This is a genomic window from Nocardioides sp. (genome assembly GCF_035576065.1).
In the GTDB taxonomy this organism is placed as follows: domain Bacteria; phylum Actinomycetota; class Actinomycetes; order Propionibacteriales; family Nocardioidaceae; genus Nocardioides.
This window is the reverse complement of the sequence record NZ_DATLWX010000029.1, coordinates 1-13,775: the sequence shown is the minus strand read 5'-3', so window position 1 is coordinate 13,775 and position 13,775 is coordinate 1. Positions and strand designations below refer to the sequence as shown.

Below are 13,775 nucleotides of genomic sequence, written 5' to 3'. Positions count from 1 at the left end.
GCGCCATGAGTCTGTACGGGACGTTCCTCTACGGGGCCGCGGTCTACGGGGCCGACGGCGGCGCTGGCGACAGGACGTTCGGTACCCTCGCGTTCGGCGACTTCACGTTCGGCGGGCCGACGCTCGTCTCGGCCGCCGACACCGGCACCGCGACCGGCATCGACGCCGCCTCGGTTCAGGTCGTGACCCTGATCAGCCGGGCCGATACCGGCATCACGGCTGGGGCCGACGCCGCCTCGGTTCGGCCTGTGACCCTGATCAGCCGGGCCGACACCGGCACCGCGACCGGCGTCTCCGCCGCCAGCGTCCAAGCCGTGACCATCGCGCCCGCCGTGGTCGCGACGGCCGCCGTGGGCCTCTACCCGGACACGTCGGTCGGCCCCGGCATCACGGACCTGCTCATCTCGCGGCCCGGCTGGGGGGACGTCCGCACGATCACGGCGTTCGACCCCACCATGTCGTGGGAGGTCTCCGGGGTCGGGACGCTCAGCGCCGACGTCACGGTCGCGGACGCCTGGGCGATCGGGGCGGACCCGCTCGACCGGCTGCGCGGCATGTGGGTGCGCCACCGCCACCCGACGTGGGGCGACTGGGCCGGGGTCGTGACGGACGCGGTACCGAGCGCGGTCGACGGGCTGGTCGAGATCGGGGCGCGGAGCTGGCTGGAGCTCGGCGAGAAGCTGCTGCTGCCGAAGGTGCACCGCCCGCCCGGCGGCGCGCCGGGCGCGGTCGTGGCCTGGGCGGTCCGGACGGTGGCGCTGGAGGGCAACGTCGTCTTCGAACGGCTAAATATCGACGAGCTGGGCGACGACATAACGCCCGAGCTGCGCGGGGAGACGCTCGCCGGCGTCGTGACCGGCACGGCGTCCGGCTCCGGCCAGGAGTGGAGCGACGGGACGCCCAAGCGGATGGCGGCGCGTGGCGACCGCGAGCTGCGGTGGTCGGACCGGATCGGGCGCGACCTGAGCCGCGCGGTGGAGCTGGTCGCCAACGTCCACGTCGTCGACGGGCGGCTGCCGATGTCGCTGGCGCCGGTCGAGAACGCGCTCTACGTGACCCCGTCCGACGAGCGGTACGCGGTGGCGCGTGGCTTCTGGGTGCTCGACCCGGCCAGCATCGCGGCGGTCGGGCGGCGCGAGGGCAGCCGCGCCTACGCGGGGGCGGTGACGCGCTCGACGCTAAGGCCCATCGCCCGGTCGGAGTTGGCCCGGTCGGTCACCCGGGGGCAGACGGCGCGGGTCGACCTCGTCGACGAGGATGGCTGCTTCGCCTGGTTCGACGTCGGCGACACCGTCCGGGTGACCCTGCCGAGCGCCGACATGGCGGTCTCGCTGCGGGTCCAGGCGGCGAGTCTCTCGCCGGCGTCGGGCATCCTGACCATCTCGGGGACGTGGACATGAGGAGCCGACGAGACCGCCTGATCCAGCCCGGCAGCGTCCACGACCGGGTCCTGCGGCAGGACCTCGACGTGACGACCGCGGCCGACCTTGCCCGGCAGCGGCGCGACGAGACGACGCACGACACGAGGCATCGCCAGCCGCCGGCCGTGGTGGGCAAGGTGCCGAGCGGCTTCGACGGCCTCGACGAGACGCTACGCGTGCTCAACAACGCCGGCGTGATCGACGACCGGACCACGCGGGTCGGCGACGGCGACGTGGTGAGCGACGCGGTGCCGACCGCCGCCGCGAACAGCGGGGCGGGGACGGTGGGCGGCCCGACGGCGACCGTGCCGGATGGCAACGATCGGGTCGGCCGCCTGGTCGTCGTCACGGGGACCGACCCGGCGGCGGCCACCGTCGCCATCCCAGCGGTCGTCGCGACCGTCACCTTCGGCCGGGAGCGTGCCGACACGAAGTACCTGGTCAACGTGTGGGCGGTGGATCCGACGGCCGCGCCCGTCCCCTTCTACGTGGCCTGGAACGACGCGCCGTTGCAATCGTCGCGATGGCGGCTGATGACGACGGCCACGCTGACCGCGTCCTCGAGCTACCACGTCGGATACAAAATCGAGGACGTCTAGGCGCGGCGGGGGTTTGCTACACTAGGCGCAGATGAATAAGGGCCGCGCCTCGCGAGAGGCCCCGCCCCCTACTGGACTGGTCACCGCCCCACGGCGCGCACCGAGTCCCGGTAGGGGGCTTTTGTCGTTACCCGGAGCGCACGCATGACGAGGACCGCCTAATGGACGTCGAGTGGATCGCCGCCGTCGCGGCCATCGTCGCGGCCCTGTGCGCCACCGCCGCGTGGCACGCCGCCCGGATCAACGCGACGACGCTGACGGAGATCCAGCGGTCGCTCGGCGCCCGCTTGACCGACTCGGTCGACTCGGCGGGTCGCGAGCAGCGGGCCATCGGCAAGCTAGAAGGCGGCAAGGACGAACGGTTGGACCAAGCGGCGCGGCTCGAGCATGCCCGGGAAAACTCCGTCCTCGTCACCGAGCTGCCCTCCGAGGAGCGCCGTGCGGATGAAGCGGAGTGATGGCGGGGCGCGACGTGATGCTGATCGGGGCGCTCACGCATGACCCCAGACTTGCTCTTCTCGGCGCTCACGGCCGTGGTTGGGGCGGCCTTCGCCTTCCTCTTGAAGGAGCGCGCGGAGTTCAAGGCGACCATCAAGGAGTTGACGACCGCGGCGAACGTCGACAACCAGAAGAAGGTCGCCCTCGCGGATCGAGTCCCGGACCTGCTGGCGAAGATCGACGACCTGGAGCGGAGGATGGCGACGTGACGCGGTTGCGACATTGGTGGTCACGACTCGTCCGCCTGACGCCCGATCCCGACGTTGCGGCGGCGCGCGCGGTCCTTGAGGAGACGTACCGAACGACGGATCGGGTCGGGCGACTTCTGATTGACATCGACGCACAAGCGTGGACGTCCCGCGACCGGCCGCTCGAAAACGATTATTTCCCTGATCGGAGGCGGCAGGCATGAATCGCATCCCCCCCTTCCTCCTCTGGCATATCCCCGTCCTGGTCGTGTTCTACCTGCTGTGGCAGCATCACCGATCGTCGACCGGCGACTGGGTGGACAGGCTGATCGCGGCGGAGTTGGCGATCACCTTCGGCTACTCGGCGCTGGTGTTGATCATCGGCCGCAGGCCGAACGAGTGGAGCCCCCGCGCCGCCGGGCTGCTGTTCACCTCGATCGCGACGAGCGTGCTGTTCGCGGGCACGTTGTTGCTCTACATCCGCGACTTGCCTGGATATCGCCCGGATATCCAGGCAAGTCCGCCCCTGCCGATGACCGCTGAGGCGGCGGTGGACGTGGCGCGCGCCTACTTCCTCGTCGGCGGCCCCCTGCTCGGCTACGGGCTCACCGTCTGGACGCTCTCATTCTTTCGGCAATTCCACCGGCTGCCGAACAAGGTCGAGGCCGAAACGAGCTTCTACCTCACGCCGACGGACGCCGACGTGCAGAGGCTGGTCGCCCGCGAGAAGGAGCCGTTGTGAGCGCGCCTTTCGACAGCAACACGTACCGAGCCGTCATCGTCAGGCATATCGACACAAGGAGCACAACCATGAAGAAGTTCATCGCTGCCATCGCCATCGCCGTCACCCTCGGAGCGTCGGCGCTCACGGGTTCCGTCTCTGCCGGAAACCACCTGAACGTGCCCCAGGGCGTGTGTTTCGAGGGTGGGTTCGCAACCTTCCTCGCGGAGGACGGCACGCCGTTGTTCCGCAACCAGGGCGAGTGCGTCAAGGCCGTCGTCGCGTGAGTCAACCTTGGGACTCAAATAGCTACCGGGCGACGATCCTCCGGCACATCGACGCGGATACCACCGCTGTTCGCTGCCACCTCGGCCTGGACGTGAGCGTCGACGTGACGCTCCGCTGGGCGGGGATCGACGCGCCCGAGCGGTACACCGAGGCGGGGAAGAAGGCCACGGCGATGGTGGTCCATTGGCTGCCGGTCGGGTCGACCTGCGAGATCGAGACGGTCAAGTCACAACGCGAAAAATTTGGGCGTTACCTTGCCGTGTTCATAGTCGCCGGGGAGAACCTCAACCAGAAGCTCGTCGACTTGGGACACGCCGTGCCCTACGACGGGGGGCCGCGATGACCGACGAGTTGATGGTGCAGATACCCCACGGACGCGCTCACGCGATTGTCTCGTGGCTTGCAGCGTATCGGGGGCAACTCGAAACGCAACAACCACAGAACGCCCACTTTGTCGAGGGTGTGCGGGCTAGTGAGGAGCTGCTAAAGGAGGCGATGCAAGAAGCACAGAACGCAGATCGCGGGACAAGATTGCCCTACGACGGGGGCCCCCGATGATCGAACGACCGCTAGGCCGTCGTGAGCCCTCCAACTGGGTCCACACCGCCCGCTACCCGCTCACCGCCGCCACGGTCCCGACGACGCCGGTGCCGGTGGTGTTGGGCGCCCTCTGGTACAGCGCCTTTGACCGGCCCACCGTCGGCAGCGACGGTCGTTGGTGGATCGGGCGGGGCGACCTCGGCCGCGTCCGCGGCGGCCACGCCGTCTGCCTCAAGCCGCAGTCGCTCCGCGACTCAAATGCATGGTGGGTTTACCACAACCAGCAACGTGAAGGCGCCTGCGTAGGTTGGGCGGCGAGCCGCGCCATGACGCTGCTCAACCGGAAGCGCCTGGATGCCCGGTGGCTCTGGAACCGCGCGAAGGAAATCGACGAGTGGAGTGACACCAACCCCGGCGATGACAACGGGACGAGCGTCAGGGCGGCCATGGACGTGCTACGGCGTGTGGGTCATGTGCCGATCTACCGTGGCGTAGCACGGCCTGTGGACCCCGCTGAGGGCATCGTCGAGAACCGCTGGGCGCAATCCGCCGACGAGGTGCTCGCCTGCCTGCAATCGCCCGCCTACGCCACGCTCGGCGCCGTGCCGCTGCTCAACTCGTGGGGACGGGATTATCCGCACCTGGTCTACCTCCCGCTGGAGGTGCTCGACCGGCTGATCCGCGAGGACGGCGAGGCCACGATGTTCGTGGACCGGGTCGTATCGTGAGCGCCCGGTTCAGCGAGCCCGCGTTCATGCAGGACGAAGCAAGCGCCCCGGTGGGGCTGAGGGAGACGACATGAGTACACCAGATATGACCAAGGGCCTCGTCGCACTGCCCGAACATAACGTTGCCCTCGCCACGCGCAAGGTGAACGGCGTCGGGATGGACCTGCTCGGTCCCCGCACGCGGCACGGGCTGGGCTGGCACCGGGCGCAGGGCAACGGCGCGGCGGGATGGCTCTCCCGGCCCGACGTGCGCGGCCTGACCGACTGGGCCATCTCAGAGAACGCCGACGCCACGATGACGGAGATCAACCGGATCACCGGCACGGACGCCGACATGAGTGGATGGGCGCAGGGTCCGTACAACTCGGCGGTCGCGTCCGAGGACGCCCGACAGTTCGTGGCGGCCTACGGCGGGTTCGCCAGCGTCATCAACATGCACCTGGAGTCGATCGAGGTCGAGGGGTTCTACGACGACCCGATCCACGACAACACGCGCCGGGACCTCGCCCGGTGGGCGGCCAGCCGGGCGCACGACGACGGCATCGCATGGGACCGGTACCCGATCAAGCCGGACGGCCTCACCCACAACTACGGCCACCGCGAGTTCTGCGGCGTCGCCTACAAGGCGTGCCCCGGCTCCGTCCTGTGGGCCTACATCAATGGCGAGCTCATCGACCGGGTCCAGCCGATTCTGAAGGCCGCGCAGGTCGGGGCGACGGCGGCTAAGCCGGCCGGGCCGGTCTACCGCCGGGCGCCCATGCCGCCGGCGATGAAGCTCGACCCGATGCCCGACGCCACGATGCTCAACGGCGTGACGTTCCGGCTCGTCAACCGCGAGTTTCGCGTCGAAGCGTTGACGGGCTGCTACACGTCGGTGGGCAGCGCGACGCGGTCCCGGTCGAGCCTGCGCCCCGGCGACGTCGTGCGGATCGTCTACCTCCACGAGAACAATAAGTGGGGTATTGCCGCAGGAGGTTCCCGTATCCCAATGGCGCACCTGTCCGAGATCGTCGACGTCGACCAGGCCGCCTGATGTACGCCCCGCCGCCGCCCGACCCGACCCCGGTCGCCCGCCTGACGGCGCGTCAAGTGGAGGTCCTGCGCCAATCGTGCCTCGGCAAGACGGGCACGGAGATCGGCGAGGCCCTCTTCATCACCGACCAGACGGTGAAGAACCACATGACCGCCGCCTACGACACGTTGGGCATCCGCGCCGGCTCGCCCGGGCGGCTTGCGTGCTACCTCATGGGCCTCGCCGACGCAACGACCGTCCTCCCGCAAGCGCCGGGCGAGCGCCCAGACGACGTCTAGCAGAAAGGATCAGCACCATGGCGAACAACGGCAGCAGCAGCGCCGGAGCCGACAACCTGCGGCGAGGCGGGCGCACGGCGATCCAGGGCGCCGTCGCCTCGGTCATCGTGGAGGCCATCGAGCGCAACGACTGGCACCAGTTCGCGGGGCTGGAGGAGGCGCTGGCGATCACCGCGATCATCGGCATCGTCGCGTGGGTCCAGAACCAGCTCGAGGACCTGGCGGGCTATCGCATCTTCGACCCCAAAGACCGCAAGGTCGGTGCGGTCGAACTGAACAGGCCGACGTAGCTATGCCGACCGACACGACGCGCACCGGCCCCGTCCGGCTGGAGGCCACGGCCGAGGGCTGGACGCTCCCCCGCACGGGGTGGGCGGACGGCCCGCCCGACCAGGTCTCGGTCGTCACCCTCTGGTACGACCCGGATGGGTCGCTCATCACATCCGAGGACCGGATCGCGGCCCTCGAAGCTCAGCACAAGGAGGCAGCACATGGCGACGCATAAGGACACGGCAGCGGCACACGGCGACGACGCGGCGGAGACCGTCACGATCTCGGCCGAGGAGTACGCCCGGTTGATGGCGGCGGGCGAGGTCAACACCACGCCCGCGATCGAGGAGGGGCCGCATCTCGACGACCCCGAGATCCGGGCGGCGAAGCGGGCGCAACTCCGCGACGCCGGCATCGACCACGAGGCGGATGGCCTCAGCGACGACATGCGGACGATCCTCCGCGAGAAAGGCAACTAGACCATGGGCCTCACGACAAGCGGCGCACAGCAGATGATGGGCCTCGCGGTGGGCGAGGCGCTCACCAACTTCGCCACCGCCAACGCACACCAGGGCGTCGGCTTCGGCGTGGGCGCATCCGGCGCCTTCGCCATCGCGCAGACGGACCTCCAGGGGGCGTCCAAGGCCCGCAAGCCGGTCACGTCCTCCACGCGCTCCGGTAGCGTCCTCACGTCGGTCGCGACGTGGGCGGCGGCGGACGCAGTGGGGACCTGGGACGAGTTCGCCCTGTTCAACGCGGCGGCGGCGGGCGTGATGCTCCACCGGGGCGTCTCGGCGGGCTTCTTCGTGAAGAACAGCTCGACTACTGCCACGCTAACTGTGACGCTTACGTTGACGGCGGCCTAGTCCCCGATGGCACGTATCAACCCCAACGCCTACACCATCCCCGACCCGCTATCGACGGACGTGATCCGCACGTACGTCGACAGCGTCAAAGACGCGCTGGTCGACATCGACGCCAACGGCACGTACTACCGTGGGTCGAGCTACGCGGCGGGCACCGAGGGTGACGTCCTCGCGTGGAGGCAGGCCCAGGCCACCTACGTCCCGAGGCCCCTCACAGGTGGAGGGGCCACGCCCGGCACGGGCGTGCAGCGCGGCATCAACCTGTCCGGCGGCGAGTTTGGGGCGCACGGCTCGTTCGGCGGTTCCCCCGACCAGGACTACTTCTTCCCCAAGCTGGCCGACTTCCAGTTCTGGGGCGGCAAAGGGTTGACGCTGTACCGGGTGCCATGGACGTGGGAGCGCATGCAGCCGCTCCTCAACGGCGTGCTCGACGAGACGTACGCCGCGCAGGTCAGCGCGGTCCTGAACGCAGCCGAGACAGCAGGTGTGTTCGTCCTCCTCGACTGCCACAACTACGGGCGGCGAACGATCGAGACCGCCGGCGGGTTCACCGCGGACTTCACGTCCACCATCGGGCCGTGGACCGGCAGCAACCTCTCCGTGTCGGCTGGTCGCCTGATCTCCGACCCCGGCTCGGACTTCCCCGTCATGCGGGCGGGGTCCACGCTCTCATCCGCAACGCAGACCTTCACGGCCACCGCGCGGTTCACCTCCGAGGCCGGCGCGGCGAGCATGGAGTTCCATGGCGTCGCCAAGGACGGAGACAACTACTACTGGCTGCGCCTCGACCGCTCGGCGAGCGTCTGGGCGGCGGGCAAGAAGGTCGGCGGGGTCAGCACCACGCTCGGGTCCGGCGCGCAGGTCTTCGCCCTGAACACCGACTACACGGCTATCGTCGATGCGAACCAGGCGCTGGCGGGGAACGTCCGCTTCACCATCGACGGCGTCGTCAAGGGCACGTACCCCACCGACGCGGCGCTCACCGCCGGGCGGGTCGTCATCAAGTCCGACTTCTCCAAGCTCTCCATCGACAACACCACCTTCAACGTCAACGGCTCGACCACGGGCTTCGGCACCACCGCCAACACCATCGGCGACGGGACGCTCACCCCCGCACACCTCCAGGACTTGTGGGCCAAGGTGGCGGCGCGCTACAAGGCCCACCCGGCCGTGTGGGGCTACGACGTGATGAACGAGCCCCACGACATGCCGGTGCCGACGTCGCCCACGACCTACAACACCACGGCGACCGCGACGCTGCTCAACCGGGCAGGGCTGGCGGGCATCCGCTCCGTCGACACGGTCCACCCGGTCGTGGTCGAGCTCGACCAGTGGGGGGGGATGCAGAACTTCGTCAACAACTACGGCACCGACCCGACGCCGTGGGTTCCGGACACCGGCGTGAATAAGGTCTACTACTCGGCGCACTACTACCAGGACAGCGACCACTCCGGCACGTACGCCGGGGCGAACGCCACGTGGGCCGTCGCGTACCGCGACCGCCTCTCCGGAAACGTTACGCCGATGCTGTCGTGGGGGCAGACGCGGGCACTCCCGATCTTCCTCGGCGAGTTCGGCGTCCTCAACGACACGAGCACGTCGGCGGCCGAGTGGCGGACCGACCTCAACACCCTCCTCGGTCTGTTCGACCAGTACGGGGCGCACGCGACCTACTGGGCGGGCGGCCCCGCCTACACGTCCGCGACGTCGCTGACCCCGTCCTCGACCAACGGCGTCGCCAACTACACCGCCCCCGCCAAGCCGCCCACCGCCGTCATGCTGGCCCACCTCGGCGTTCCGTCGGCGTCCGGAGGGATGCTCCCCGTGGACGGTAAGGGGGCGCTGATCGTCGGCACCGCGTTCGGTGCGGTGGACAGCCTGGCGGTCGGCGCGGCCGGGACGGTCCTGACCGCCGACGCTGCCCAGCCGATGGGGGTCAGGTGGTCGGCCCCGACCGGCGGCGGCGGATCCACCGGCACGCTCAAGTATCCGCACCCGCTGGCGGTCAACGGGCAGTCGTCGGCGCTCGTCGTGCTCGGCGGCAACGCGCTGCCCTACACCCCACCGGCGGGGAAGGTGCTATACATCACCTTCCTGGCCCAGGACGACGGGACGAACTTCGTGCTCGCCGACGGAGTCAAGATCAGCCACGGCTTCCTCGGCCACGGCGGGGCCAATTTCTCGCTCCCTGCCCCGGTGTTGGTGTCCGCGTCCCAGGCCCTCACGGTGACGGCGGGATCCGCCGCCCTCCACCGGCTGTGGGGCTTCCTCGTGGACGCCATCGCCACCATCGAGCCGCTGCACGTCGGCGTGACCAGCACCGTCACGTACACCGTCCCGGCGTCCAAGCAGCTCGTCATTACGACCATGACGGCCGCCGACACCTTGACCAAGGCGACGATCAACGGGCTGAGCTCGGGCGACAAGTGGCCGCTGGCCCAGATGGAGCCGATCATCCTGCCCGCCGGGGCCGTCATCTCCTCGACCACCGTGAATCAGGTCGGCATCCACGGCTACCTTCGCCCCGTGCCCGCCTAACTGTCACAGCACCATAGGCCGATGACCCGGCGGGGTGGGTTCAGCTAGATGGCTATCGCTTACGTCGCCAGGATCGGCGAAGACAGCTACAACGGGGCGCTCGTCGCCAGCCGGATCATCACGCTCACGGCGGGCGCGGCGGTCGGCGAGACGGTCGTCGGCTTCTTCGTCAGCAACGGCTCTCGAACGCTGACCGGCGTCACCGACTCCAAGGGCAACACCTGGACCCTGGTCGGCAATACGGTCAACGGCACGTCGGTCGGCTCCGCGCTCGCCTTCTGCCACGTCGCCAACGCGCTCGCCATCAACGACACGGTCACGGCGACGTGGTCAGGGACGGGGTCGACCCGCATCTCGCGGCTACACACCTTCTCTGGCTTAGACACCGCGCTCGGAATCGACCAGATTCTCGGGGCCGTGGGGGCTTCTATCTCGCCGTCGGTCACGCTCGGGGCGACCGTCGCGGCCGACGAACTGATTTTCTCGCTCGACGCGGCCGTTGGCGCGACGGCGACGACGCCGGGCGTTGACTACACCGAACTCGACGAGGCCGCCACGGCGGCGGGCAGCAACGACCGACAGCTCCACACGCAGTACCGGATCGTGGCGGCGACCGGGGCCTACGTCTCCAACGCGACCTACGCCGCCAGCAAGACGTGGGCTATCCGGGCGGGCACGCTGCGGGCGGCGGCCGGGGGCAGCGCGACCGCCTCGGGCGCGGACACCGGTGGCGCAGCGGGATCGGATGCAACCACCCTCGCGGCATCGCTGACCACGGCCGACACGGGGGCACTCACCGGAACCGACACGGCATCGACGTCTGCCTCCCGCACCGACACGGATAGCGGGGTCGTCACCGGCACGGACGTCGCCGCCACGAGTGTCACCCTGACCGTTGTCGACACGGGGGCACTCACCGGATCCGATGCGTCCACCACGACGGCCAGCCTGACACATGGCGATACCGGGCTCGTGGCAGCGTCGGAGTCGGCGTCGCTCGCGGTTGAGGTCACGGTGGCGGACGCTGGGTCGGCCACGGCGGTCGACGGGCCGTCCGTGTCCGTCTCGGGGTCGTCGGTAGCGGTATCCGCTGCGGACGTCGGGAGCATCGCATCGGGCGCCGTCATCGGCGACGGCACGTTCGGCGATCTGACCTTCGGCGGCGAGCGGGCGACCCTCGTCGCGTCACTGGCCGTTGCAGACAGCGGGACGATGGCGAGCGCGGACGCCATTGCGACGGCCGCTGCGCCCACGATGGCCGACACGGGCACGGCGACGGGCACGGCGACAAACGCGGTCACCGCGTCCCTCGTCACCGCCGACACCGTCAGCCTGGTCGGTACAGACGCCGCAAGCACGAGCGCATCCCACATCGTCACGGACAGCGGGACGGCAACCGGCACGGCTACGGCGACGGCGACCGTGTCGTTCGGGCTGGCGGACACCGGCACGTCGACCGGGGTTGACGCTGTCGCCACCAGCGCCACCCTGACCTCGTCCGATACCGGGCTGCCCATCGGGACCGAGACGGTTGCGGCGATAAGTAGCTCCCTCACGATGGCCGACACGGCCACCATGACAGGCGTCGACGACCCGACCACCGCTGCGGTCGTCCCGGTGGCCGCAGCCGATACCGGCAGCCTGACGGGTGCGGACGTGGCCACGACGGCCGCTGCGCTCACGATGGCCGACGATGGCACCGGAACCGGCGTAGACGCATCCAGCGCGTCTGCGAGCCTCGTAGGGGCCGACACGGGCATCCTGACCGGATCGGACGCCACGACGATGGCGACGAGCCTCGCCGTGGCGGACGCTGGCAGCATGGCCGGGGTCGACGCCCGGGCGACCGTCGCGGTGACGCCGGTGGGCGTCGCCGACACGGCCGTCTTGGCCGGGGCCGACGCGGTCACGAGCGTCGCGGCGAACCTCGGCGCCCCCGACATGGGCACCGTTACGGGTGCCGACGCCGTCGCCACGATCACGGCGTCCCGCTCGATCGCGGGCGTGGGCACGCTCACCGGCACGGATGTGGTCACGGCCACGGCCTCGATGACCGTGGTCGACACGGGGACCGCGACGGGCATCGAGACGGCGTCGGCCACGGCGGTCACGCCGGTCACCGTCAACGACACCGGATCGCTCGCGGGCACCGACATCGTCACGGGTGTCAGCGCAAGCCACGACGTCGCGGACACCGGATCGCTCACCGGCACCGACGCAGTGACCAGCATCAGCGTCACCCGCACGGCGACCGACGCGGGCGTACTCACTGGGCTCGATGTCGCGACGATAGCGGCCGGGATCACCACGGCCGACGTGGGATCGATCGTCGGCGCGGAGGCCGCGTCGCCGACGGCATCCCTGACGGGAGCCGACGCCGGGGCGCTCACCGGCGCGGATGCCCAGTCGGTGGCCACCGGCGGGGTGGCGGTCACGGCCGCCGACACCGGCGCCCTCATCGGGACGGACGCCGTCGCGGGTGTCACGGCGTCGCTCACGGCGGCGGACGCGGGGACGGCGACCGGGGTCGACGCCGCGACGATGGATGCCAACGCGGCGACGACGGACGGCGCGACGCTGACCGGCTCCGAGACGGCAACGCTGGCGGTATCCCGGTCGATCGCGGACCTCGCGACGATGACGGCGGTCGATGCGCTGGCCATGGTCGCCGCGCTCACCCGTGCGGACACCGGGGGCCTCGTCGGGACCGACGACGCATCGGGCGTCGAGGGCGCGTCAGGCCCGGCCACCGGACCGATCTCGGCGGTCGTCTCCGTCCCGCACATCACGGCCAGCGTCGCGGTCCCGGATCGGGCCAGCACCATCGCCGTGCCGGAGCGGGGCGCGGTCGTCCTGGTCCAGCACGTCACCGCCACCGTCACCGTCCCGCACGTCGTCGCGATCGTCGAGGAGTAACACCATGGCAACGCCAGTCATCCATCTCCACCAGGGAGACGCCTACACCGTCATCGGCCAGGGGCCGCCCGCTTGGACGCTCGCCAACGCGCCGAACCTTGCGGGCGCGACAATCGCCTTGCAGATCACGCGGAACGGCGCCGTCGTGGTCGCGGCGGCGGGGACACTCGCCAGCGGCGTCTACCCGGCGGCTCAGGTCGTTCACACGCCACTCACGGCCCAGCAAACGGCGGGGCTGGGCCTCGTCTCCTACGGCTACCGACTCATCGCCACGCTCTCGAACGGCGACGTCGTCACCCTCGACCACGGCGACACGGGCAGCGTCCTGGTCACGCGGGCGCAGGGGTAGGGGCGGGCGTAGCGGCACGATAACCCCGACAGAGTGAGTACGTGAGTAGGCACGGGCAACCGGCCGCTCGTCGTCGTGGGGTCGCGACGGTGTCTGAACGTGTCCCCTAGGACGATGAAGCCGAGCCACAATCCACCGAGGGGACACGGTTAGATCGCGCGCGGCCGAACCGCCCACGCGCGGGGGAGCGGCACCGCGGGCGGGTCGCCGAGCCCGACCAGGCGGTCCCCCCACGCCAGCCGGACGCCCTCCCGCGACACGACGACGGTCCCGGCCTCGCTCAGGATCGCGGCGAGCTCGTCGTCCCGGTAGGCGTGAACCACGCCGGCGGCCGCGCTCAGGAGGTCCCACGACCGGCGGAGCGCGGCGACGTCCGGCGCCTGGGGGAGCCGGGCGAGGGCGCGGTCCGCCGCCGCCACCGCCTCGGCCAGCGCGGCGTCCTCGGCGTCGAGCACGGTCCCGGGCAGCTTGCCCTCGAGGTAGCGGGTCAACGCCCGCGCGTGCCGGGCCTGGGCGCGGGCCCGGTCGCGCTCCGACGCGGC

18 protein-coding genes are annotated in these 13,775 nt (G+C 70.3%); 17 read left to right on the top strand and 1 reads right to left on the bottom strand.

Translation table 11 applies throughout. The annotated features are described in order from the left end of the window. Positions 1-5: 5 nt before the first annotated feature. From VNJ48_RS13510 to VNJ48_RS13430, 17 genes are all read left to right on the top strand, one after another. Positions 6-1,400 (top strand): hypothetical protein, encoded by a 1,395-nt coding sequence (locus VNJ48_RS13510; RefSeq protein ID WP_325602941.1) that lies wholly within the window; start codon positions 6-8, stop codon positions 1,398-1,400. Beyond that, positions 1,397-2,020 carry a hypothetical protein gene (locus tag VNJ48_RS13505; protein ID WP_325602939.1) on the top strand — a complete coding sequence of 208 codons (624 nt, stop codon included), beginning with the start codon at positions 1,397-1,399 and terminating at the stop codon, positions 2,018-2,020. The genes VNJ48_RS13510 and VNJ48_RS13505 overlap by 4 nt, the downstream gene beginning before the upstream one ends. Before the next feature lie 161 nt (positions 2,021-2,181). After that, positions 2,182-2,478, top strand: coding sequence for a hypothetical protein (locus tag VNJ48_RS13500; RefSeq protein WP_325602937.1), 297 nt, complete (start codon positions 2,182-2,184; stop codon positions 2,476-2,478). Positions 2,479-2,517: 39 nt separating this feature from the next. After that, on the top strand, positions 2,518-2,727 hold the full coding sequence (locus VNJ48_RS13495) for a hypothetical protein (RefSeq protein ID WP_325602935.1): 210 nt from the start codon (positions 2,518-2,520) through the stop codon (positions 2,725-2,727). Between the two features lie 199 nt (positions 2,728-2,926). Further along, positions 2,927-3,448 carry a hypothetical protein gene (locus VNJ48_RS13490; protein WP_325602933.1) on the top strand — a complete coding sequence of 174 codons (522 nt, stop codon included), beginning with the start codon at positions 2,927-2,929 and terminating at the stop codon, positions 3,446-3,448. A gap of 68 nt (positions 3,449-3,516) precedes the next feature. Next, on the top strand, positions 3,517-3,714 hold the full coding sequence (locus VNJ48_RS13485; RefSeq protein WP_325602931.1) for a hypothetical protein: 198 nt from the start codon (positions 3,517-3,519) through the stop codon (positions 3,712-3,714). Positions 3,715-3,806: 92 nt separating this feature from the next. Continuing rightward, the gene (locus VNJ48_RS13480; RefSeq protein WP_325602929.1) at positions 3,807-4,058 is read left to right on the top strand and encodes a thermonuclease family protein; all 252 of its coding nucleotides are present in this window, start codon (positions 3,807-3,809) and stop codon (positions 4,056-4,058) included. A gap of 211 nt (positions 4,059-4,269) precedes the next feature. Further along, on the top strand, positions 4,270-4,983 hold the full coding sequence (locus tag VNJ48_RS13475) for a hypothetical protein (protein WP_325602927.1): 714 nt from the start codon (positions 4,270-4,272) through the stop codon (positions 4,981-4,983). A 70-nt stretch (positions 4,984-5,053) separates the two neighbouring features. Then, a complete protein-coding gene (locus VNJ48_RS13470) occupies positions 5,054-6,016 on the top strand; it encodes a hypothetical protein (protein WP_325602925.1) in 963 nt (320 codons plus the stop codon). Next, complete coding sequence (locus VNJ48_RS13465; protein ID WP_325602923.1) at positions 6,016-6,294, top strand: helix-turn-helix transcriptional regulator; 279 nt, start codon at positions 6,016-6,018, stop codon at positions 6,292-6,294. The genes VNJ48_RS13470 and VNJ48_RS13465 overlap by 1 nt, the downstream gene beginning before the upstream one ends. A 17-nt stretch (positions 6,295-6,311) precedes the next feature. Further along, a complete protein-coding gene (locus VNJ48_RS13460; RefSeq protein ID WP_325602921.1) occupies positions 6,312-6,584 on the top strand; it encodes a hypothetical protein in 273 nt (90 codons plus the stop codon). Between the two features lie 2 nt (positions 6,585-6,586). Continuing rightward, on the top strand, positions 6,587-6,799 hold the full coding sequence (locus tag VNJ48_RS13455; RefSeq protein WP_325602919.1) for a hypothetical protein: 213 nt from the start codon (positions 6,587-6,589) through the stop codon (positions 6,797-6,799). Further along, positions 6,786-7,043: a hypothetical protein gene (locus tag VNJ48_RS13450; protein WP_325602917.1), complete on the top strand. Its 258-nt coding sequence runs from the start codon at positions 6,786-6,788 to the stop codon at positions 7,041-7,043. The genes VNJ48_RS13455 and VNJ48_RS13450 overlap by 14 nt, the downstream gene beginning before the upstream one ends. 3 nt (positions 7,044-7,046) lie before the next feature. Then, a complete protein-coding gene (locus VNJ48_RS13445) occupies positions 7,047-7,430 on the top strand; it encodes a hypothetical protein (RefSeq protein WP_325602915.1) in 384 nt (127 codons plus the stop codon). A gap of 6 nt (positions 7,431-7,436) precedes the next feature. Further along, a complete protein-coding gene (locus VNJ48_RS13440; RefSeq protein WP_325602913.1) occupies positions 7,437-9,968 on the top strand; it encodes a glycoside hydrolase family 5 protein in 2,532 nt (843 codons plus the stop codon). A 48-nt stretch (positions 9,969-10,016) separates the two neighbouring features. After that, positions 10,017-12,884, top strand: a complete 2,868-nt coding sequence (locus VNJ48_RS13435; protein ID WP_325602911.1) for a hypothetical protein — start codon at positions 10,017-10,019, stop codon at positions 12,882-12,884. Positions 12,885-12,888: 4 nt separating this feature from the next. Then, complete coding sequence (locus tag VNJ48_RS13430) at positions 12,889-13,233, top strand: hypothetical protein (RefSeq protein ID WP_325602909.1); 345 nt, start codon at positions 12,889-12,891, stop codon at positions 13,231-13,233. 149 nt (positions 13,234-13,382) lie between these two features. Here VNJ48_RS13430 and VNJ48_RS13425 read toward each other — a convergent pair. Beyond that, positions 13,383-13,775, bottom strand: a 393-nt coding sequence (locus VNJ48_RS13425; protein WP_325602907.1) for a hypothetical protein, incomplete at its 5' end; no start/stop codon positions are given.